Source organism: Lysinibacillus sp. UBA5990 (genome assembly GCF_002429815.1).
In the GTDB taxonomy this organism is placed as follows: Bacteria; Bacillota; Bacilli; order Bacillales_A; family Planococcaceae; genus Lysinibacillus; species Lysinibacillus fusiformis.
Genome location: NZ_DJAY01000015.1, coordinates 1,013,306 through 1,031,960 on the forward strand (window position 1 = coordinate 1,013,306; position 18,655 = coordinate 1,031,960).

An 18,655-nucleotide genomic window follows, 5' to 3' on the forward strand; every position below is an offset into this window, starting at 1 on the left:
GTTAAGGCTTAGCCCTAAAACGTATTGTGATATTAATCATGTATTGAATGAAAAATAAACCTAAATACGCGCCTGTCAGTAGAAAAATGGGATTTAAGAAAACAGCGTGAATCGTTGTCATAAAGACCACATCCTCAAGAATAATCTGCGTTATAGAAGTAGCGGCAATATAGCCAAAAAAAATGGCTGATACGACACCTAACGCATTGAAAACAAGGCGCATTTTATCACTTTTTTGCTGAAGATAGACCATGACAGCAGGTATGACAATGATGGTAACCATTATGAATACGTTCATCAACACACATCCTTTTTTCTCAGGATGCCCTTGTTAGTTGGTACATAAACCAAAGATATAGAGGAGGGGAATAAGGTGAGACGGCAAGATGGGGAGATGAAAAAAGTAAAGAAGGTGAAGAAAATGGAGCACAAAACAGTCGTCAAGAATGGCATAGGCTTTGGTTCGGTTTTAGCGATCACGATTTCATGGAGTGTCCATCATTCCATCATATGGGCAATCATCCATGGCTGCTTTAGCTGGCTCTATGTTCTCTATTATGCATTTACTCGCTAAACTTTAAAGCATACCTATCAGCTAAGTATTTGTTTAATCCAAAATAATATGGGGTACAAACAAAGTAACGTTCATAAATATTGACAAACAAGCATAAATAACAAAGTGCTCTTTTTCGAGAGAACAAAATTAACAGTATGAACGTAGAAGAAAGGTTGATAGCATGACACATCAAGTAACGGCATTAAGTAATGTGAATGGAAAAGCTACGGGAGTGGACGGTATTTTACAAAATGTAGCATTTATTTTATCGACGTTTACGGTCTCTTGCCCACAACGAGAATGGAGCATTCGATCAGATATCCGTAAACTCTTCCAACGTATGAAAAAAATGAATACCAAACGTTTGATAGAGTGTATCCAGCGTTTTGAACCGAGAGCAGTTGTAGTGGAAGTTGATTATTTGGGCGATGTTTATCGAGGAAAACTAGAGCCCATCGTGAAAGTAATTATTAATGAATAAGCCTATAAATTCTGCCAGGATTCAACCTGGCAGAAAATAAAATAAATAGTTCTTTAACATTTATCGGAAAGTATAAATTTTCCGATTCCAGAAAGCTTTAAGCAATAGTGCTTCTTCTTATGACAACAATTTGTTGGCAATCAACGATAATTGGAGAAGCTGCTTCATCTGTTACTTCCAAGAATGTTGCACAGCACGTTTTAGGATCTAGGCTGATGAAAAAGACATCAGCTAAGCTAAAACCACCTGCTAACACTACGTCTACAAGTGTGCCCATAGGCAGGCATCTTAATTGATGGCAAATACAGCCCTTACATTCATTTTTGGAACAGCAATCTTTTTCATGGCATTTTTCTTCTTTCTGGCAAGGGCATTTCTCTTCCTTATGTTCGCATTTACACCTATGCTCACATTTTTTCTCCCAGCATTTTTTCGCTTCGTCTTTTTGTTGATCCCAGTTCATATAATGATTATATCTACAATCTTGCATCTTTTAATCTCCCTTATGGTTAATTTTTAGTAGCGGTCGCGCAACCCTTACACTTATAATCTATGAATGAAACAAATGGAGTTCATGGTAATTTGCCCTTTGAATAGAAAAATGGAAACTTTGTCGTACATAACTAACCGTTTTTAGGGGTGAAATACTAGATTTCCGCCTGTTAATATGAAGGTGAAATGGAGCGAGTGTATGAAGAGAATACTTCAAGGTTTCTTTTTACTAATGTTCGCTATAGTGGTGATTTCATGGCTGATTGTAGAAAAACAGCCTTCACCAATACCCGTAAGTTTCTCTAATTCTCCGACCTATGCGGAAGAGTTTAGTGAAAAATTACAAGTGACTAATTTTACACAGAAGATCATACAAGCAATACGAAAGGCAGGATATTCTCCAGACAGTACGGTAGGCTATTTAGTAGATTCCCCCAACCATCAAATCATCACCATCCAATTACACGATGGTAGTGAAATAGAAAAAAGCACAGAAAGTGAAATTCAATCGATTATCAATGAGCTGGCCAATGAAGATAATATGGGAGCATTTATAGTAAATGTTGAGCTATTAGAAATAAAATAGAAAAGCCTGAGACACATATTGCATGTGTCTCTTTTGCATGGTAGGGGCATGTTATAATGGAATGAAGAGGTGAGGGTCTATGAAAATATTAGTTTTGGGTGCAACAGGACGTGTGGGAAGGCAAATTGTTGAGTTCGCGTTAAAAGATCAACACGAAGTAACGACATTTGTCCGTGATCCCCATAAATTACAGCTGGACAATAAGAACTTACATATCTTTCAGGGAAATGTCTTAAATAAGAAAGATCTCGAACAGGCTATGGTGAATGTGGATATAGTAGTAAGTGCATTAAATACAGATGGCAACGATACTTTATCTACTAGTATTTCGCTCATACTTGAGGTTATGGAGCAACATAAGATTAAGAGAATCATTACGATTGGCACTGCAGGTATTTTACAAAGTCGAGTGTCACCAACAATCCTTCGTTATCAATCAACTGAATCCAAACGGAAATCCACGTTTGCTGCTAATGAGCATCAGTACGTTTTTGAACAATTACACGTTTCCAATGTCGATTGGACGATCGTTTGTCCTACCTATTTACCAGATGGATCGTTTACAGGAATCTATCGAGTGGAACGCAATTTTTTACCTGAAGGAGGCAGTGAAATATCAGTAGCCGATACTGCCTACTTTGCCTACCAACAAATCTTTAGCAAGGAATTTGTTAAAACGCGAGTAGGGATCGCCTATTAAAAAGAGGGTAGAAAAATGAGAATCATTCACATTATCATTGGCCTGCTCATTACATTTATAGGGCTTGCCCTTTTAAGTACAACGATGGATGCTGCCATTCGAAATATGATGGTGAAAGTATATGGTATCATCCTTATGTCTATTGGGGTGTTTTATCTTAAAAAAATTGCGAAATTGGGTAAGTATTAACTTTCTTAAGTAATGGGTTCCTTCAATTGACAGGGGTTTAATAGGAATAGCGGATACTTATGCTTCTATGGGTGAGAAAGTATATGGATATTTTCCTTTTTATTGAAGGTTTGCTATACTTTATGTCGAATATATATTATTGAAGAGGTGATTGTATGGACAAAGAGATATCAAACAACTATCAATATCCTGAACACCTAACCAATCAAGATGGAATCGAAAAGACAGAGTTATATGTCATAAAGATAACAAAGGAACAAGTGGATAGGTTGATAGAGGATATCGATCAAACTTTAAAGGCGTCTACCTGACGTCTTTTTTATTGTTCAAAAGGCCCCTTATACAGGGGAGGTGGCCCCAAAAAAAAGGAAAGTTTTTTGAGAAGGCTAGATTTGCTTCTCATTACTATATTTAACTTGAATTGTTAAAACTGATAAAATAAGCTCAACACCTTAGTATCCTGCACTTTTTTCTGAAAGGGGAACTAGACTAGGAATTAGGCAAATGAAAAAATTGACGAGCAAGTAGGAATAGATGCGGAAATTAAGAGGTACCTACATCCTCACCGGTTTAGACATACCTTTGCAACCGAGTTTTTGACAAAAGGTGCTGATCTTTCTTTTATTTGAAATGAATTAACACCGTCCGAAATCGGTTCAAAGGACTTGGTGCTACTAAAGTTGCATACTCCTTTATCGTAGCTGCCTGTATAAAGCAGTTTTTTATTAAGAAAAACTATAGGAATTTAAATAAAAAAATATTTTATCTAGATTATGAAAGGAGCTGAGCTGTTTTATGATTTATAAATTGGATAAAAAAGACTACTACAAAATAAAAAGGTTACTACAAACACCAGATCAGAAGAATGATTTAACATTAAATTCAATAATTAATGGTATGAATAGAGGGACAATTTATGTAGACAATTTGCAAGAACCCAATACAGCTCTAATAGATGTAACAGGAATAAGCAGTATTTTTATTGGGAATGCGACCAATAAACAGTTTATTAATTCTTTACGTGATTTTCTTGATAATGAATTAAAAATTGATACTTATGAATCGTGTGGTGGAACCTGGTTTATTGCAGTCATAAAAGATGAGATATGGGAACAGGTATTAGAAAATGTTATTGCTGATAAAGAATACGAACCAGATTATGAGTTGTATTATCATTTCAATCCAGAAGCTTTCGTTTCTTTAAAAGAGCAATACAAATCTTTACCGGATAATTATCTTATAAAAAAATTGATACCGAAGTCATTAAGAACGATCCAGATGGAATTCTTTCTGAAGTATTAGAAGAGGTTTGGTATTCAATTGAAGACTTTAATACTTATGGACTGGGATATTGTATTATAAAGGGTAATAAAATAGTAAGTGCATGTTTTTCTTGCTGTGTACATGAGAATAAACATGAAATTAGTGTTGAAACATATGACGAGAAACTCATGAATAAAGGATTAGCAACTATAGTGTGTTCTGCATATTTAGATGATTGTATAAAAAATGGACTAATACCCCAATGGTCAACAATGGAAACAAACCTTGAATCTAAACGTTTAGCAAAAAAATTGGGCTTTGAATATGAGTCAAAACTAAAAACATTAGAGTTTGAATGGGAATGAGATACTCTTAAGAAGCCAAGAAATGAATTATAATTTTATGAGTATATTACATATTTAGAAACGGTTCATTTTGCTAGAAAAAATGAAGCGTTTCTGATGTGATTTTAAAAAATCAATCATACAATCAACGACATTGTCACGTTTGTTTCATTGGAATGAATTGGAGTCACTAATACTCAAATAAATAAAATTTGTATGTAATTAATCTATACTTCCTCTGCACAATTTCTTCTTATTTATAGTTTATAGTATAAGTCGTCAGCGTTTTACGACGTAGAAAGAATGAAGAAATTAGAGGTGAATAAAATGAAATTAAAAGCTTTTGCTGTAACTTTGCTTACTACTGTTGTACTAGGTGCTTGCAATGGAGAGAGTTCTAATGACGATAACGCTAGAAAAGAAATGGAGATGCAAAATATTAAGGAGTTGGTGAATGAATATAGCGGGGACAAAACTAAAGACGAATCTGCTTCAATCACATCAAACCAGCTGATTTTAACTGATAAGGAAGGAAAAGAGTCAGAATATGCTTTGCCAGAAGACGAATTTTTTGTTTCTATTGCTCCTTACATAAATGAAACTCACCCTTGTACTAACCATAGCTTGACTGGTTGCCAAGGTGAGCTGGCTAATAAGGATGTAGCTGTCTATATTGAAGACTCAAAAGGTAATGTGCTAGTGGACGAAACCATGAAAACTCTAGCAAATGGATTTATGGATTTATGGCTACCTCGTGACCAAACGTATAACATAAAAATGGAGCACAAAGGCAAAACGGTAGAATCGTCATTTTCTACTTATGAAAGCGATGGCACTTGCATTACAACAATGCAATTAAAATAGAAAAAAGTAGGGTTGTCCAAAAAGTCAGTGAAAGCTGATTATTTGTGGCAACCCTTTACTATTAACATTTTTATAATTCGTTTAGTTTTTGCATTAAAGTTGCAATGTTTATAAAAAAGATATGGTGTTTTTTAGCATATTCTACTTGTATAAATGGAACTCTCATGGCTAATTTATAACTTAAATTTATTTATTTTACTTTGTAAAGACGCGGATTTTTTACTTAAATCTGTAGCGACTAATTTTACTTGTTACATTGTTCCGACTTGCTCCTGAATGGCTATCGTGAAAATTTAAGTATTGGAACTACTTGTGGCAGCTCCCGATGCGATTTCTGAAACAGAAGCAGCAACTTGTTCAGCACTTGCAGAAATTCTTCAGACGTAGCTGAAATATCTGAAATTTGATCTGTCATTGAATGGATCTCCTGGCCTATAGAATTGAATGCTTGACCTGCACTTCCAATAATGCTGACTCTATTCTCTATATTAGAAAATTGAAGAAACATAATGAGGATACTCCCTTTCCTAAAATATTCATGCATTTAAATTAGGGCAGTCAATTGGAGAGATATAAACAGTATTATACATTCATAACAATGATAGATTTAATTAAAGAGAATCTTCATAAACTCATGTATGCAAACTTTGGTTCGAAAGGTTTAACAAGGAGGATATAGCGAGAGGTATACAATAGGTGCTGTGTTGAAGAATAAGTTTATCAAACAATGAACAATGAATATTAACTACAATGGAACTACCTGAATCCCATCCATAGTTGTAGAAATCGGAGCAACTATTATTTTTTATCGGAAAATTAATTAGTCAAATAAAAGGCAGATCTTAAATCTTTTTTTGATATAACCACTAAAATTCTCCGCTTCCCATTCATGAATAGCATGCTGATCTGTCTCCAAAACCTTTTCCATATAAATGATAGTCGTTTCAATCTTTTCGTGTCCCAGGGATTTCATTACACTATACATATCTGGAAAGTATATTTGCCAGCTAGCCATTTGTCCGAACGATAGATAAAAATAACTGGAGTATCTATCTTATGTAAAGCCTCAGTCCTTTTGACATGAAAAGGAATAGTTAAGAGCCAAATAATCACGAATGATTTTAGGATGTCCGCCATTTTCAAGACAAAGTTTACTCGCAATTTTAATTTCCTTCTGATTATAGTGAGATTGCGCACCAATTAAAAATATGCCTGACAGTATCAATAATGTGCCAATCGCCAAAACATATTTTATGACTCTTTTCAATACACGTACCTCCATTTCAAAAGTAATCGCTATCCCTAGTATATGTTGAACGATGAAAGCAATATGTTTATTGACTTATTGTATACACTTGTATACAATGATTTTAAATTAACGTATACGTTTGTATACAAAAAGGAGTGTTTAATAAATGAGAGGTTCAGGTTTTAGAGAGCATATGAAGGAAGGTCATCATCGAGGTGGTCGTCACAGAGGAATGGAGGGAACGGCGACACGTGGAGCAAAAACATTCCGAAGAGGGAGAGCCATTGCCTTTTTAGAAACGTTAAATGTGAAACGTGCAACGATTAAACAGCAATTAGAACAGCCCGAGTTTCAATCCATTCAACAAATTTTAGTAGGTGAGTTAAAGGCCATTGATATGGTGATCCAAGAATTTAGCCAGTTGTTTGATATACATGAAAGCGAGACAGTAGAAACCGCAGTTGACCATTCACAGATAGAAGAAGGAGAACATGTGCATGAAAAAAGTGAATAACTATATAGATACGGTATTTGCCCAGCAGGATCACATTCTTGAGAATGTCTTATCTTCCATTACGGAACAGGGTATGCCAGCCATTTCTGTTTCTCCTTCATCAGGAAAGCTATTGACCATGCTCGTGTCGATTACAGGGGCTCAGGATATTTTAGAAATCGGCGCATTAGGTGGTTATAGTGGCATTTGTCTAGCGAGAGGAATTGAAGATGAGGGCACATTAACCTCATTAGAGTTAGAGGAAAAATATGCACAGATAGCTGCACAAAATCTTGCCAATGCAGGCTTTGCTGAACAAGTGACCTATCTCACTGGGCCTGCCCTTGAAAGCCTTGAAAAACTTGTCGTTGATGGAAAATACTTTGATTTTTTCTTTATTGACGCGGATAAGGAAAATTACGAGCATTATTTAGCATATTGTATAAAACTAGCAAATACTGGTGCATTAATTGTTATGGATAATGTTTTAGCAGCGGGTAGTGTTGCAGACCCAGAAGTGACACCAAAACGATATACAGACATCATGAAGAAATTTAATAGGCTGGTGGCGAATCACCCACAACTCGAATCAATCCTTTTGCCTATTGGGGATGGAATTACCGTTTCGAAGGTAAAAAAATAATAAAGATCAGTCCTCCTTTATGGTAAAGTATGGTTAGTAACCAAAAAAGGAGAGATGCGTTTGAAACAAGCGTTAGTTGTGATTGATGCACAGCAAGAACTGATAGAGGGTAATCAGGAGGAACAAGCTGTTTATCGCAAAGAAGAATTACTAGAGACGATCAATAAGGTAATAAAAAAGGCTATCGAGGAAAAAGTTCAAATTATTTTTGTTCGTGATCAAGATGTGGCTGGTGGGGAAGGAGATGGCTTTCAAGTACATAAAAAAATCCATGTTCCAACGTCAGCTGTCTTTTTTGATAAACTCGCTACTAATGCATTCTACAAAACTGGGTTGCTGGACTATTTAAAGGATCAAGACGTACAGCATTTAGTAATGATGGGGTGTAAAACCGAGCATTGTGTGGATACAGCCGTCAGAGCAGCCACTGTTCACAGCTTCGATGTCACAGTTGTCGCTGATGGACATTCTACGAACGGCTCCAAGCATTTAGTACCGGAAGCCATGATCGCACATCATAATGACATATTACATGGTCATTACAATGTTGACCATTTCTCGCTTGTGCGTCATTCAGACGAAGACTTATTTGAACCTAGCCATTCAAGCTACCGCTAACATAATAATGACCAAGAATTTTAGTTCTTGGTCATTTCTTTCACTTTATAATGATCAAACTACTACATAAAGGACGTTATGATAGAGCGAGGGCTTGTCCCAAAGGATAGAGTTTTTTCAGAAATTGAAATTGATAACACATTTGATATGCTAAAAAATGGAATACAAGCTATGCTTGATCCTTCTTATTCATAGGGCCACTGTGCGAGCAGTGACCCTAAGTATCAAGTCAGGAGGTGTAAGGCTAAAATTAGCTTTACACTATTATATGTATGTGAAAGTAGCTTCGAAAGTTAGTTATCTGCCTGTTCGATAGATTATTTTTTTGAAAGGCGACTAAATCGGGCACAATATGTCGGATGACTCAATTCTATTCTTGCTAATGTTGTGGAAAGGGAGGTTATTCAAGTGGATTCATGCACACGATTGAATGAAGCGGTTGCCTATATTGAGGCCAATTTGATCAATGACATTGATATGAAGGAAGTGGCAAGAAGAGCATATTGTTCTGAGTACCACTTTAAAAGAATGTTTTCATTTCTTGCAGGCATCTCGCTCTCCGAATACATTCGTCGGAGACGTTTGACACTGGCTGCTCTTGAATTGTCGAACTCCTCTATGAGAATCCTGGATATAGCAGTTAAGTATGGATATAGCTCAGCAGATGCATTTACAAGAGCCTTTCAGCACTTACATGGGATTACACCTTCAGAGGCGAGGCAAACTGGCCAAACATTCAAAGCTTTTCCACGGATGACCTTCCAACTTACTATCCAAGGAGGAATTGAAATGAATTACCGACTCGAGCAAAAGGAAGCCTTTCACATCGTTGGCTTGATGAAACGCGTACCAATTATATTTCAGGGAGAAAATCCGGACATTGTGAAATTAGCGCAATCCCTAACAATCACCGATATTGAGCAACTGAAAAAGCTGTCTAATGTGGAGCCTAAGGGCATCATCCAAGTCTCTACAAATTTTTCAGAGGGGCGAATGGAGCAGAAGGGAGAACTCGATCATTATATTGGCGTGGCTACTACAGGAACAAACCCTGGGCACTTTTGTCAACTTGCTGTCCCAGCGAGTACATGGGCTGTCTTTACAGTGGTAGGACCTTTCCCACAAACACTTCAGGAAACGTGGGGCCGCATCTATGCTGAGTGGTTTCCATCTTCTAGCTATGAACAAATTGCTGGCCCTGAAATAGTCAGTCATACGAGCACCGATTTTTCCTCTCCAACCTTTACAAGTGAAATATGGATACCCATTCACAAAAAAGAGCCTCTTGCATAATGCATGGCTCTTTAATGTATTTTTGTTCCATTTGGTACATGCTGATCAGGTGTTAACAGGATGACGTCTCCCTCACCTGGCACTCCACCAATCACTAACACCTCTGATTTAAAGCCGGCAACTCGGCGTGGGGGGAAATTAACAATTGCTACGACTTGCTTTCCGACCATTACCTCTGGCGTATAACGTTTTGTAATTTGGGCCGAAGACTGTTTAATGCCGAGCTCCTCACCAAAATCGATGTTCATTTTTATTGCTGGAACACGCGCTTTTGGTAGCTCCTGTGCCTCCAAGACCGTACCAACTCGTAGATCAAGCGCTGTAAAATCTTCAAATGTGGCCATTATACAACTCTCCTTCATTTCAACTATATTACCATGCTAACATTGTGTGGGAAATTATTCAAAATTAAAAAGAAGAGCACTATAGTGCCCTTCTTTTCTTAACGACGATGCTCTACCAGGTCAATAGCTCCTAACACAATATGAGCTAAACCAAAGCCAAAAATGGTGTTGGCCACCATTTTATTAGAGCCATGCTTTTGCTTCATGGCATATCCTGCCGCTGTGACAGCCGACCCGAGAATAGTTGGGATTAAACCTTCACGAACATTATTCATAAAATTGATCCCTCCGTCGTATGATTCGGTATAAGTTTCATACCATACTTACTATGAACGTTTGGAGCTTATCCTATACGAATAAATAAAAGGATGAAAATATACGACTGTCATTTATTGTTGAATAGGTACTACTTCTATTTGAGCGACCATAAATTCGTTCCTAGTATGATCAAATTTATAGGTAATGTGGAAATCAGCCACATACATAGGAAAGACACTGGCTGCAAGGGTCAATTGTATCTTTTGATTTTCCAAATAGTAAATCGTTATCCCACCAAAGCCCAATTCATCCTGCTGTAATTCTAGCTCAGGATCGACATGATAGTCAAAGTGATATTCCTTGCCCAGTGCTCGGCCCGTAATAGTTAATGTTTCATGATCCTTTTTCACAACGTTTGACTCTATATGTTGAGCAACAATTTCCTCATAATAAGGGACCTTTATTTCTTGTAAGTCCTGATCTACTACATGAATATCATAATTATCTAGCTCTGTTCCTCTGCCAGTTTGAATGATGATAACAGCTTCTTCTTTGCCATCTTCCGTCATATCTATGTAAAACACTTGTGGCTCGGTTCCTGTATCACTAGGGTTGTTCCAATTAAAGTCCTTCACCTTCCCATTAATTTCTAGCTTTACGCCATCTCCTTTCTTATATAGTTTTACTTCTTGATTGTCGGAGGCCCCAATTAATGTGGCATCTATATGTGTTGGGCTGTGGACTTCATTAGAAACTCGTTCTTCTATTGGATCTTCTTTTTGACCTGACTGGCATCCTGAACATATAACTGTACTCAACAATAGCAATGTACCAATTTCTTTTTTCAATTTTTATCTACACCTTTCTTATTCTTTGTAAAACCTAAGTCATTTATAACGAATAGCTGAAAACCAATGGGGGAATAAGCCGATATACATGAGCGAACTATTACTACAGTATTTTGCCTGATTCTACAAAGCGAGCTTAATTGCAATAATTTACAATATAAATAAAATTCCACTTTATATTATATAATTGTTGTAGTGAATATGAAAATTTTGGATTTATTGAAACGGAAATGAAGCATCAACCGTATACTAAAGTAAGGGGGTGCGGAAATGAAATATGTAGGCATCGGACCGATATTGTCCATCCTAGGTGTAGTATTTTCAATCCTAATATGGGGTACAGAAAAAGCGCATTTACTTTCTGGATTTATAGGTGGAATATTCATAATATTCGCTCTGTTGATGTCGGGATCAATGGGTAGTGGTGATAGAATGCGTGCTAACTTTGCAACAGAAACAAAAGAAGATAGGGACGAACGCAATCATAGTATGAATAACGCTTTATTGTTAGCATTACCGAATATTATTGTCGCTATCTTTGCGTATTATATGTGAAAATACCAGCTCAATCGAAAGGATGTTGCGTACCTTGGATAAAAAAAAGATTATTATTCAGAAGCATCTAGATATACACTTGCAGTTGTTCTCTTTACACTCATTATTTGGGGCATCTATGATTGGCGAAATGCAACTCCCAGTGGTTTTCAATTTTTATTGATAAACGAAATTGTTATCACTCTTGCGATTACACGCTACATTTTGAGGAAACGAGATCAAAGAAGAAAGCACTCTTAATAATCTTTACATAGATAATCAATAAAAGTGTCACATCTACCCTAGGTGTGGCTTTTTTTGTTGCATTTAATAGTTAGGAGTACATTTGCAATAGAGAGGTGGTACTATGCAATTAACAGATGGTACACGGACATTTGAAACGGATATAATTGATGAAGCTGCTAGAAAAAAAGAACGTGATGAGCAGGAGCGAGAGATGCTTAATGCATTTGCGCGCTATGCATATCTTCGATACAAGCAAATACGGGATAAGGTCAATCCGCGTAAATGCAAATATATGTATATCCATCAAGTTCGCCAACAATTAACTTCGCCAGCAAGATTGCAACGTGTTTGCAATCTTGTAGGCATGACTGATGAAGAAGTACTTTATATTGTAGAATTTGTCCGCAAGTATTTGAAATACGTCAAATAAAAACCTCATCATTGAATGGGGTTTTTTTACATAATTTCTAGGGAGAATTGTTTCTCAATAACCCACTCCATATAGTATGATGAACGTGGATAAAGGAGTGAAGCGAATTTGAGATTCATTAAATGGTTAGTTGTTTTTATTATTTTCATGGGTATAGTTGGCTATGGTGTATTACATTTTGGCACGAAATTTGCGTCCGAAAAAATTGTCAATACACTCTCAACAGAATTAGAGAATAGTGGACAAATGGAAGAAATAAAAAATACGATTGAAAATGATCCAGAGTTAAAAGCCTATATGGAAGAGGCGAAAACGGTTGATAGTAGTACGTTACCGTTTACATCAAAAGAAGATGCTACGAAAGTAATCATTCAAAAGGTTGGCATTACAGAGCTCAATGATATTCGTGTGAAATTACAAGATGGCTCCATGACGAAAGAAGAGGCATTGCAACAGGTAGAAGGAAAATTATCAGATGAAGAAATAGCTGCATTGAAAGTTATTATTTATAAAGAACTGTACGAATAACAAAGCACACTCAAAATGGGCAGTTAGCCTTGCAGTAGAGACACTTACTAAATGGTAAGTGTCTTTTTTGTTGTACATGTATGCAGAAGGCCATCCTCTGGAAACGACCATTTTTTAGCGAATTAGAAAAAATTGTCCCTTTTTACAGTATGCACTTGTATATAGATAGTACAGAGATTAATTGTGAAGGAGATGGATAGCCATGATCTACAGAGTTGTGAAGAACGAAAATTTTGTCGTATTGGACAAGGGCTTTTTAAATGATGATCAATTAAGCTGGAAGGCAAAGGGGTTACTTGCTTATATGCTGTCATTACCGGATGATTGGGATTTTTGTCTGACCGATTTAGCGACACGTAGTAAATGTGGACGTGAAGCAACTGCTAGCATTATTAATGAACTGATTCTGGCAGGTTATCTTCAAAAGGTACAGGAGAGAACAAAGGATGGGAAATTCAGTAAGGTGGAGTTTGTCGTTTTTGAAGCCTCAAAACGTGCTGCTCAGCCGTCAACGGGTTATCCGTCAACGGCCGCGCCACAAACGGAAAAGCCCACACAACTAAATAATAAATTACTAAATAACCAATTACTAAAAAATAAAGATGATGATCAACAATCACATACAGCCTACTCCTTTTACGAACAACAAGGCTTTGGCTCTCTGTCGGCATATATGACTGCAAAAATTCATTCCTGGCTCAACATTTTTTCAGAGGAAATAGTCATCCATGCGATGAAGCTAGCTGTGGAACACAATGTATTGCGCTGGCGGTATGTTGAGAAAATATTGCAAAATTGGCATCATAAACAACTAAAGACCATGGCAGATATTGCTTCAGATCAAATGCGCTTTCATGCCCAGAAGATAAAAGTGAAGGACATGCCAGCCAATAGACGTCAAGAGATTATTCCGCAGTGGTTTTATCATCGTCATGAAGAGGAACGGCTACAGCAGCCAACCATTAATTTTGAAGCAGAAAGACAAAAAATATTAGCGCTGCTCGAAAGTGGTTAAACGTCCTGTTGATCGGCATACCATAAAGGCTTAACGGATGAAAAGTAATCATGATCCTGTAAAATTAGCTGAATTCTGGTTAACGCATCGTCAAACGATTGCGAATCATATTGGCGTGTCCAAGCAATGGTTGAAATGACATTCATGGCTGCATATAAGGCATAAAGTCGCCAAAACTGATCATCTGGTGGCTGGGTGAAATACCCATTTATTTGCCCGACACAAAAGGGGACACTATGCCCTCTACTAAACAAGGCTAGATTATAAAAATCATGATAGGGATCCCCGGCATCATAGCCATTGAAATCAATAATCCCGTTGAAACTATTTTGGTGGCAAATAATGTGACCAAGATGGTAATCATCATGAAGAAGCGTAATAGGGCGTTGTCTTAATAGCGGCCAATGTTCTTCGATAAAGCTCAATAATTTAGCCTCTTTCGGGATTTGATAAGAATCCTGTTGATAGGCTTGTAAATAATTAGTAAATTTCTCTTTTTGTAACGTCTCCCATTGGACAGTTTTTGGAGCTTTCACCTGATGAATTTTTCTTAATTCTTTCCCAGCCGCAAGACCGAGATGGAACTGCTCTGTGTCCGAAAGCTGAGGAATGATTTCATCCGCAGGGGTGCCTATTAAATAGCTCATAACCATCGCTGAAAGATTGTTGTCAGGGAGGACCATATATTCAATGGCCTTATGTGTTTGAACTCCCTGTAGCTCTAAGTTCTGCAGCAAAGTAAATTCAATCCATCTTTTGTCGTGGTGTGCGAGATCGGATAGGCGTACAAAATAAGGTGTATCATCAACTGTTACGACATATTTGATATCAGGGGAATAGCCTTTGTCGATTTTTTTAATAGCAGTGTAACCGTGTAAACTAGTTAATCGATTCATGGTATTTTCTACAACCACTTTATTTCTCTCCTTCAATCAGTTTAGAAGATACAAAATACTATATGGAGCTGTCCTTTGTCAATGTACCTGTTGAAGTGAAATGATCATTTATTCATCATTTTAAATAATAGTCATGAGCACAACTCACTAGAAAAAATAGTGTAGCTTGCATTTACTAGAATAAGTGAATGTTATTTCATTCACGGTCATTAGCTTGACATGTGTAGCAGCAAAAAAGGTGAAATAGAGCAGTCACCCATTCAGCCCCATCAGTCAACCATGGCAAATAGTTAGAATATCGCCCTATAACTAGTTGTTGATTCTCCCCTAAAATCGACAGTACTAATGAATAACATGGTTGTCATTCGCAAAAAAATGGTAGGAAAGGATGGTGCATAATGAGTTTTGTTATTGAAATGCAAATAATGTCAGGTTTACCGAATCAGCCGCTCACCGCTATCAAGTACGTGGTAGCGCATGAATCAGGTAACAGCACAAACACAGGTCCAAATGCATTAGAAAATGAAATTGCCTATATGAATAAAAATAAAGCCAATGCCTTCGTTTCTCACTGGGTAGGGGGAGGTGGACGTATTGTGCAAGTAGCCCCTGTTAACCGCGTCCAATATGGCTGTGGACCAAAAGGGAATCCATATAGCTATGCCCAAGTAGAGCTAGCGCGGACTTCCGATAAGGAACAATTTAAAAAGGATTATGCGGCTTATATTTGGTTATTACGCAAAATGGCTATAGAAGCAGGAGTACCAACTATTTTAGATGGTACCGGCAACAGCATTAAATCCCATCGATGGATTGCCGATAATTTGGGCGGCACCACACACAAAGATCCGTTTGCCTATTTAATGAGTATGGGTGTTACCGAAGCACAGTTCCAACAAGATATAAAAAATGGACTGGAGGAGGAGTTAACCGTGTCACAATATAATGAGTTGAAGCAGGAAATAGAGGCTTTAAAAAGTCTATTAGCAACTAAAGCCAGTTTACAATCCGACCGAGAAGTTGGCGCATCTTATAAAGAAGCATGGGATTGGGCTATTCGAGAAGGTATTATCCGAGGAGATGGTAGTAAAACTATGAATCCAGCAGGCGCTCTCACGCGGGAGCAAATGGCTACTATGCTCAAACGATATTACGATAAATTTGTCGATAATAAATAACTATGCTATAATATAGAAAGGATAAAGTTCGTTGAAACAGCGTGCTTTATCTTTTTTTTTTTAAGATCTTTAGAACTTTTGTCGAAATAAATAGAAGAGAGGCGGGGGTTAGGATGTTAACAAAAATAAGAAAAGTAAAATTTGAGCAGGAACGAAAAAATCCGTTATATAACGTGGTCATGGAGTGTCCAGAGGGAAAGCAATTATATGTAAAATTTGATTATACTTATAAGACTAAAAACTTCTGGCCATTAGAAGTAAATTATAATAAGAAAAATTATGGCGCTAAATTGGCATGGTATACAAATGAAGTAGAAAATATGACAGTTGCTGCCTTTTTAGAGAAAATTGCTAATAAAATTAATAAAAAATATCAGTTTGAGTTAAAACAACACTAAAAAAGCAGCATCCTTTAGGGAAGCTGCTTTTTGCTTGTCCATTATTTTGTTGTAATATAGACCGTTAATTTAGCTTCATCAAATGTTACCTCTGCGCCAAGTGCTTGACTAACAAAACGTAAAGGTACCATTGTTGTTCCTTGATAAACTTCAGCAGGGTGACTGAGGCTAATGGTAGATGTCGTTCCATTGTCATCAACATAGGCTGTTTTGTTACCAACGCCGATGACAATTTTCTTGCTGTTCTTCGTCGCAGTTACTTTTTTAGTAGCACTATCATAAGAAACTGTAGCACCAAGTGCTTCAAAAATCGGTTTCATCGGTACCAATGTTGTACCATTTTTCATGTAGGCGCTTGGTGTATAACTTTGTTTTACATTATTCAAATAAACGGCTACTTTTGTCAATGCTGGTGCTTGTATGGCTGTTGTGGGCTGTGTATAGTTGCTTTGACCACCTGAGGACGAACTCCCACCCTCATTCCCATTATGATAATGGTAGCCTGTACAAAGACCTTTTGCCTTTGACTTCTCTGAACAATTATGGCCACCATTCTTATCTAGACGCCCTGGATGCGCGTCAGCAATCGAGGTAGTAGTGAAGAAGAGTGTCATCATTGCTAAAAATAAGACCAATTTTTTCATATGTATCCTCCTATTATCAAAATATGTAATTATTATACTATAAAAAAGTAAAATTTGGAATGTTTTTATAGTAAATTAGTAGTGAATGACAATGAAACTGTTACATGCACAAAATGGAAGGCACTAACAAATCAATTGTTAGTGCCAACTTGTTTTAAACGGTTAATTCATTTTCAGATTGCAACTCCACTGTTTTTTGTAATAGACGATGAAGGACAGTTGCAAAGATTGCTATGGTACTGGATACAAATATACTAATCAGTGCCATCATAATAATTCCAGTCATATCTTCTTTACCATAAAAAAGTATCATAGACAGTGTAATACCAGTAAGTAGGAAGAAAACGATGGTCATTGCACACTGTTTGATCTTTTTTAGCACACGAACAGAAGAATCTGAGAAGGCCTTGTTCTGATCGATATTTGTTAAGAGGCGATACGCTTGATATAAAGCCATAAGGTAGGGAATACAAAGTGTATAGGTATAGATGAAAAAAAGATAGGACAAATAGGCGGTCTCGGGATGTGCCGCAGCATCTCTTTGAACCATATCTGGTAACCAAATTATCCCGACAGCACAAACGGGGATAGCCATTAAAATAAGAACAATCTTTAAGAAAAAGGTTGTTTTTTGTTGTCGTTTCATAAAAGCACCTCATTCATCATTGGTAAATTGATTCTAAAACAAAATTTATCGATAATCAATAAAAAAATAGTGAAAAGCAATATTTTTTTATTTAAAAAGGCATTCATCCATATTGGATCAATGCCTTTTATGTTTCATTAACATCTTACATATTTACGTTTAAAACCGAGCTTCCCTCGATCGAGTTCCTTTTGAATATTTTCATAGGCATTCAGTGTCGTGCTTTTTTTATTGTCACGCTTCATTTCCACAGGACCGACTGCCTGTGCTGTTGCCACTGCTTTTTCGTGAAGGGGTATATAAGAAATAGCTACTGTGTAAAGGAAATTATTCATCGCAGATTTTGTTCGTTCGGGTGCAGTGTGAATCGTTTTATTCACGACATCTAGCATGCTCGCTAATTTGCTCTCAGAAAACTCGCTATCTTTTCGATTTCCTAAAAGCCAACAATAGCAGCTCCAGCCCGCTGACATTTTCAGTTCCTCACCACTTGCAATCCATGCATCTGCCACCTCTTGTGCTATAGGGGATTCCGCTAAAGTGACTGCCACTACATAATCAGATAGCATATAAAAGTAGGCAGAATCCATCCATCGATCAAAGTCAGCCGCCGTCATCATTTTTGGATCGGCAATGATACCCGCAAAGTACATAGCATCATAGTTGCCAGTAGCATAAAGCTCTTCTGCTAAAGCTTGATCGATTTTAATTTTTTTAGCAATTGGCTTCATCGCTCCAGTTGCCACGCCAAAAACTGGTTCATGTGCCCCATTCGACATATACATTTTCTTCGTACGTTCTTTACCTAGCTCCTCCAGCTCCTGCATCACCATTTCTGCATTCATAGAAGCACTTCCTTTTATCTAATTTCAACGCCATCCCTTATTATCCTATATGGAATGCCCTTTTGTCATGGCTG

29 protein-coding genes and 1 pseudogene are annotated in these 18,655 nt (G+C 37.0%); 19 read left to right on the forward strand and 11 right to left on the reverse strand.

Annotated features, from left to right (window positions below; translation table 11 throughout):
* Position 1: 1 nt before the first annotated feature.
* Complete coding sequence (locus B3D94_RS17515) at positions 2-298, reverse strand: transposase (protein ID WP_291758723.1); 297 nt, start codon at positions 296-298, stop codon at positions 2-4.
* A gap of 75 nt (positions 299-373) precedes the next feature.
* Here B3D94_RS17515 and B3D94_RS17520 point away from each other — a divergent pair, with 75 nt between their 5' ends.
* Together B3D94_RS17520 and B3D94_RS17525 are read left to right on the forward strand one after the other, a co-directional pair.
* Positions 374-574 (forward strand): hypothetical protein, encoded by a 201-nt coding sequence (locus tag B3D94_RS17520; RefSeq protein ID WP_025117029.1) that lies wholly within the window; start codon positions 374-376, stop codon positions 572-574.
* A 163-nt stretch (positions 575-737) separates the two neighbouring features.
* Positions 738-1,037, forward strand: coding sequence for a hypothetical protein (locus tag B3D94_RS17525; protein ID WP_193831708.1), 300 nt, complete (start codon positions 738-740; stop codon positions 1,035-1,037).
* A gap of 97 nt (positions 1,038-1,134) precedes the next feature.
* On the opposite strand, the gene B3D94_RS17530 is transcribed toward B3D94_RS17525, so the two are convergent.
* The gene (locus B3D94_RS17530) at positions 1,135-1,527 is read right to left on the reverse strand and encodes a hypothetical protein (protein ID WP_069481077.1); all 393 of its coding nucleotides are present in this window, start codon (positions 1,525-1,527) and stop codon (positions 1,135-1,137) included.
* A gap of 201 nt (positions 1,528-1,728) precedes the next feature.
* Here B3D94_RS17530 and B3D94_RS17535 point away from each other — a divergent pair, with 201 nt between their 5' ends.
* The 7 genes and pseudogenes from B3D94_RS17535 (at position 1,729) to B3D94_RS17565 (ending at position 5,475) form a co-directional block, all read left to right on the forward strand.
* Positions 1,729-2,115 (forward strand): hypothetical protein, encoded by a 387-nt coding sequence (locus tag B3D94_RS17535; protein WP_069481078.1) that lies wholly within the window; start codon positions 1,729-1,731, stop codon positions 2,113-2,115.
* A 79-nt stretch (positions 2,116-2,194) separates the two neighbouring features.
* Entirely contained in the window at positions 2,195-2,815 is a 621-nt protein-coding gene (locus tag B3D94_RS17540) for an NAD(P)-dependent oxidoreductase (RefSeq protein ID WP_291758730.1), read from the forward strand.
* Positions 2,816-2,830: 15 nt separating this feature from the next.
* Positions 2,831-3,004 carry a hypothetical protein gene (locus B3D94_RS17545; RefSeq protein WP_175423013.1) on the forward strand — a complete coding sequence of 58 codons (174 nt, stop codon included), beginning with the start codon at positions 2,831-2,833 and terminating at the stop codon, positions 3,002-3,004.
* A 155-nt stretch (positions 3,005-3,159) separates the two neighbouring features.
* The gene (locus tag B3D94_RS17550; RefSeq protein WP_175423014.1) at positions 3,160-3,315 is read left to right on the forward strand and encodes a hypothetical protein; all 156 of its coding nucleotides are present in this window, start codon (positions 3,160-3,162) and stop codon (positions 3,313-3,315) included.
* Positions 3,316-3,534: 219 nt separating this feature from the next.
* Positions 3,535-3,633 (forward strand): tyrosine-type recombinase/integrase, encoded by a 99-nt coding sequence (locus B3D94_RS17555; protein WP_291760628.1) that lies wholly within the window; start codon positions 3,535-3,537, stop codon positions 3,631-3,633.
* Positions 3,634-3,901: 268 nt separating this feature from the next.
* A pseudogene (locus tag B3D94_RS17560) lies at positions 3,902-4,632 on the forward strand (GNAT family N-acetyltransferase).
* A 306-nt stretch (positions 4,633-4,938) separates the two neighbouring features.
* Positions 4,939-5,475, forward strand: coding sequence for a CueP family metal-binding protein (locus B3D94_RS17565; protein WP_069481080.1), 537 nt, complete (start codon positions 4,939-4,941; stop codon positions 5,473-5,475).
* 280 nt (positions 5,476-5,755) lie between these two features.
* Here the strand turns inward: B3D94_RS17565 and B3D94_RS17570 are convergent, their stop codons facing one another.
* Together B3D94_RS17570 and B3D94_RS17575 are read right to left on the reverse strand one after the other, a co-directional pair.
* Positions 5,756-5,890 (reverse strand): hypothetical protein, encoded by a 135-nt coding sequence (locus B3D94_RS17570; protein ID WP_291758735.1) that lies wholly within the window; start codon positions 5,888-5,890, stop codon positions 5,756-5,758.
* 651 nt (positions 5,891-6,541) lie between these two features.
* Entirely contained in the window at positions 6,542-6,742 is a 201-nt protein-coding gene (locus B3D94_RS17575; RefSeq protein WP_036125393.1) for a hypothetical protein, read from the reverse strand.
* 148 nt (positions 6,743-6,890) lie between these two features.
* On the opposite strand from B3D94_RS17575, the gene B3D94_RS17580 reads away from it, so the two are divergent.
* The 4 genes from B3D94_RS17580 to B3D94_RS17595 all read left to right on the forward strand — a co-directional run bounded on the left by B3D94_RS17580 (position 6,891) and on the right by B3D94_RS17595 (position 9,771).
* On the forward strand, positions 6,891-7,238 hold the full coding sequence (locus B3D94_RS17580; RefSeq protein WP_069481082.1) for a hypothetical protein: 348 nt from the start codon (positions 6,891-6,893) through the stop codon (positions 7,236-7,238).
* Positions 7,222-7,860 (forward strand): O-methyltransferase, encoded by a 639-nt coding sequence (locus B3D94_RS17585; RefSeq protein ID WP_069481083.1) that lies wholly within the window; start codon positions 7,222-7,224, stop codon positions 7,858-7,860. Before B3D94_RS17580 ends, B3D94_RS17585 begins: the two co-directional genes overlap by 17 nt.
* A gap of 60 nt (positions 7,861-7,920) precedes the next feature.
* Complete coding sequence (locus B3D94_RS17590; RefSeq protein ID WP_069481084.1) at positions 7,921-8,478, forward strand: isochorismatase family protein; 558 nt, start codon at positions 7,921-7,923, stop codon at positions 8,476-8,478.
* Between the two features lie 408 nt (positions 8,479-8,886).
* Positions 8,887-9,771 carry an AraC family transcriptional regulator gene (locus B3D94_RS17595; RefSeq protein WP_069481085.1) on the forward strand — a complete coding sequence of 295 codons (885 nt, stop codon included), beginning with the start codon at positions 8,887-8,889 and terminating at the stop codon, positions 9,769-9,771.
* 11 nt (positions 9,772-9,782) lie between these two features.
* On the opposite strand, the gene csaA is transcribed toward B3D94_RS17595, so the two are convergent.
* The 3 genes from csaA to B3D94_RS17610 all read right to left on the reverse strand — a co-directional run bounded on the left by csaA (position 9,783) and on the right by B3D94_RS17610 (position 11,221).
* Positions 9,783-10,115, reverse strand: a complete 333-nt coding sequence (gene csaA / locus B3D94_RS17600; protein WP_069481086.1) for a chaperone CsaA — start codon at positions 10,113-10,115, stop codon at positions 9,783-9,785.
* 98 nt (positions 10,116-10,213) lie between these two features.
* Complete coding sequence (locus tag B3D94_RS17605; RefSeq protein ID WP_008179752.1) at positions 10,214-10,390, reverse strand: hypothetical protein; 177 nt, start codon at positions 10,388-10,390, stop codon at positions 10,214-10,216.
* A gap of 114 nt (positions 10,391-10,504) precedes the next feature.
* Positions 10,505-11,221 (reverse strand): hypothetical protein, encoded by a 717-nt coding sequence (locus B3D94_RS17610; protein WP_069481087.1) that lies wholly within the window; start codon positions 11,219-11,221, stop codon positions 10,505-10,507.
* Positions 11,222-11,491: 270 nt separating this feature from the next.
* Between B3D94_RS17610 and B3D94_RS17615 the strand changes: the two genes are divergently transcribed.
* The 4 genes from B3D94_RS17615 to B3D94_RS17630 all read left to right on the forward strand — a co-directional run bounded on the left by B3D94_RS17615 (position 11,492) and on the right by B3D94_RS17630 (position 13,974).
* Positions 11,492-11,776, forward strand: a complete 285-nt coding sequence (locus tag B3D94_RS17615; RefSeq protein ID WP_291758756.1) for a DUF5316 domain-containing protein — start codon at positions 11,492-11,494, stop codon at positions 11,774-11,776.
* A gap of 346 nt (positions 11,777-12,122) precedes the next feature.
* Positions 12,123-12,431: a hypothetical protein gene (locus B3D94_RS17620; RefSeq protein ID WP_008179743.1), complete on the forward strand. Its 309-nt coding sequence runs from the start codon at positions 12,123-12,125 to the stop codon at positions 12,429-12,431.
* Positions 12,432-12,539: 108 nt separating this feature from the next.
* Entirely contained in the window at positions 12,540-12,959 is a 420-nt protein-coding gene (locus B3D94_RS17625; RefSeq protein ID WP_241603168.1) for a hypothetical protein, read from the forward strand.
* A gap of 202 nt (positions 12,960-13,161) precedes the next feature.
* Positions 13,162-13,974 carry a DnaD domain protein gene (locus B3D94_RS17630; RefSeq protein ID WP_291758762.1) on the forward strand — a complete coding sequence of 271 codons (813 nt, stop codon included), beginning with the start codon at positions 13,162-13,164 and terminating at the stop codon, positions 13,972-13,974.
* Here the strand turns inward: B3D94_RS17630 and B3D94_RS17635 are convergent.
* Positions 13,971-14,888, reverse strand: coding sequence for a phosphotransferase family protein (locus B3D94_RS17635; RefSeq protein ID WP_291758765.1), 918 nt, complete (start codon positions 14,886-14,888; stop codon positions 13,971-13,973). The two genes, B3D94_RS17630 and B3D94_RS17635, sit on opposite strands and share 4 nt — an antisense overlap.
* 380 nt (positions 14,889-15,268) lie before the next feature.
* On the opposite strand from B3D94_RS17635, the gene B3D94_RS17640 reads away from it, so the two are divergent.
* Both B3D94_RS17640 and B3D94_RS17645 read left to right on the forward strand, forming a co-directional pair.
* Positions 15,269-16,048: an N-acetylmuramoyl-L-alanine amidase gene (locus tag B3D94_RS17640; RefSeq protein ID WP_291758767.1), complete on the forward strand. Its 780-nt coding sequence runs from the start codon at positions 15,269-15,271 to the stop codon at positions 16,046-16,048.
* A gap of 113 nt (positions 16,049-16,161) precedes the next feature.
* Positions 16,162-16,446 carry a hypothetical protein gene (locus B3D94_RS17645; protein WP_036125418.1) on the forward strand — a complete coding sequence of 95 codons (285 nt, stop codon included), beginning with the start codon at positions 16,162-16,164 and terminating at the stop codon, positions 16,444-16,446.
* A 41-nt stretch (positions 16,447-16,487) separates the two neighbouring features.
* Here B3D94_RS17645 and B3D94_RS17650 read toward each other — a convergent pair whose 3' ends face one another.
* The 3 genes from B3D94_RS17650 to B3D94_RS17660 all read right to left on the reverse strand — a co-directional run bounded on the left by B3D94_RS17650 (position 16,488) and on the right by B3D94_RS17660 (position 18,581).
* The gene (locus B3D94_RS17650) at positions 16,488-17,090 is read right to left on the reverse strand and encodes a copper amine oxidase N-terminal domain-containing protein (protein WP_291758772.1); all 603 of its coding nucleotides are present in this window, start codon (positions 17,088-17,090) and stop codon (positions 16,488-16,490) included.
* A gap of 154 nt (positions 17,091-17,244) precedes the next feature.
* On the reverse strand, positions 17,245-17,736 hold the full coding sequence (locus B3D94_RS17655) for a DUF2975 domain-containing protein (protein ID WP_291758774.1): 492 nt from the start codon (positions 17,734-17,736) through the stop codon (positions 17,245-17,247).
* A gap of 137 nt (positions 17,737-17,873) precedes the next feature.
* Entirely contained in the window at positions 17,874-18,581 is a 708-nt protein-coding gene (locus tag B3D94_RS17660) for a DNA alkylation repair protein (RefSeq protein ID WP_069481095.1), read from the reverse strand.
* Positions 18,582-18,655 lie beyond the last annotated feature (74 nt).

What these genes read in the sequence shown, in the direction of transcription:
- B3D94_RS17515 (WP_291758723.1), bottom strand. Translation starts at nt 298, where the DNA reads ATGAACGTATTCATAATGGTTACCATCATTGTCATACCTGCTGTCATG.
- B3D94_RS17525 (WP_193831708.1), top strand. Translation starts at nt 738, where the DNA reads ATGACACATCAAGTAACGGCATTAAGTAATGTGAATGGAAAAGCTACG.
- B3D94_RS17530 (WP_069481077.1), bottom strand. Translation starts at nt 1,527, where the DNA reads ATGCAAGATTGTAGATATAATCATTATATGAACTGGGATCAACAAAAA.
- B3D94_RS17535 (WP_069481078.1), top strand. Translation starts at nt 1,729, where the DNA reads ATGAAGAGAATACTTCAAGGTTTCTTTTTACTAATGTTCGCTATAGTG.
- B3D94_RS17540 (WP_291758730.1), top strand. Translation starts at nt 2,195, where the DNA reads ATGAAAATATTAGTTTTGGGTGCAACAGGACGTGTGGGAAGGCAAATT.
- B3D94_RS17545 (WP_175423013.1), top strand. Translation starts at nt 2,831, where the DNA reads ATGAGAATCATTCACATTATCATTGGCCTGCTCATTACATTTATAGGG.
- B3D94_RS17550 (WP_175423014.1), top strand. Translation starts at nt 3,160, where the DNA reads ATGGACAAAGAGATATCAAACAACTATCAATATCCTGAACACCTAACC.
- B3D94_RS17565 (WP_069481080.1), top strand. Translation starts at nt 4,939, where the DNA reads ATGAAATTAAAAGCTTTTGCTGTAACTTTGCTTACTACTGTTGTACTA.
- B3D94_RS17570 (WP_291758735.1), bottom strand. Translation starts at nt 5,890, where the DNA reads ATGACAGATCAAATTTCAGATATTTCAGCTACGTCTGAAGAATTTCTG.
- B3D94_RS17580 (WP_069481082.1), top strand. Translation starts at nt 6,891, where the DNA reads ATGAGAGGTTCAGGTTTTAGAGAGCATATGAAGGAAGGTCATCATCGA.
- B3D94_RS17585 (WP_069481083.1), top strand. Translation starts at nt 7,222, where the DNA reads ATGAAAAAAGTGAATAACTATATAGATACGGTATTTGCCCAGCAGGAT.
- csaA (WP_069481086.1), bottom strand. Translation starts at nt 10,115, where the DNA reads ATGGCCACATTTGAAGATTTTACAGCGCTTGATCTACGAGTTGGTACG.
- B3D94_RS17605 (WP_008179752.1), bottom strand. Translation starts at nt 10,390, where the DNA reads ATGAATAATGTTCGTGAAGGTTTAATCCCAACTATTCTCGGGTCGGCT.
- B3D94_RS17615 (WP_291758756.1), top strand. Translation starts at nt 11,492, where the DNA reads ATGAAATATGTAGGCATCGGACCGATATTGTCCATCCTAGGTGTAGTA.
- B3D94_RS17620 (WP_008179743.1), top strand. Translation starts at nt 12,123, where the DNA reads ATGCAATTAACAGATGGTACACGGACATTTGAAACGGATATAATTGAT.
- B3D94_RS17630 (WP_291758762.1), top strand. Translation starts at nt 13,162, where the DNA reads ATGATCTACAGAGTTGTGAAGAACGAAAATTTTGTCGTATTGGACAAG.
- B3D94_RS17640 (WP_291758767.1), top strand. Translation starts at nt 15,269, where the DNA reads ATGAGTTTTGTTATTGAAATGCAAATAATGTCAGGTTTACCGAATCAG.
- B3D94_RS17645 (WP_036125418.1), top strand. Translation starts at nt 16,162, where the DNA reads ATGTTAACAAAAATAAGAAAAGTAAAATTTGAGCAGGAACGAAAAAAT.
- B3D94_RS17650 (WP_291758772.1), bottom strand. Translation starts at nt 17,090, where the DNA reads ATGAAAAAATTGGTCTTATTTTTAGCAATGATGACACTCTTCTTCACT.
- B3D94_RS17655 (WP_291758774.1), bottom strand. Translation starts at nt 17,736, where the DNA reads ATGAAACGACAACAAAAAACAACCTTTTTCTTAAAGATTGTTCTTATT.
- B3D94_RS17660 (WP_069481095.1), bottom strand. Translation starts at nt 18,581, where the DNA reads ATGAATGCAGAAATGGTGATGCAGGAGCTGGAGGAGCTAGGTAAAGAA.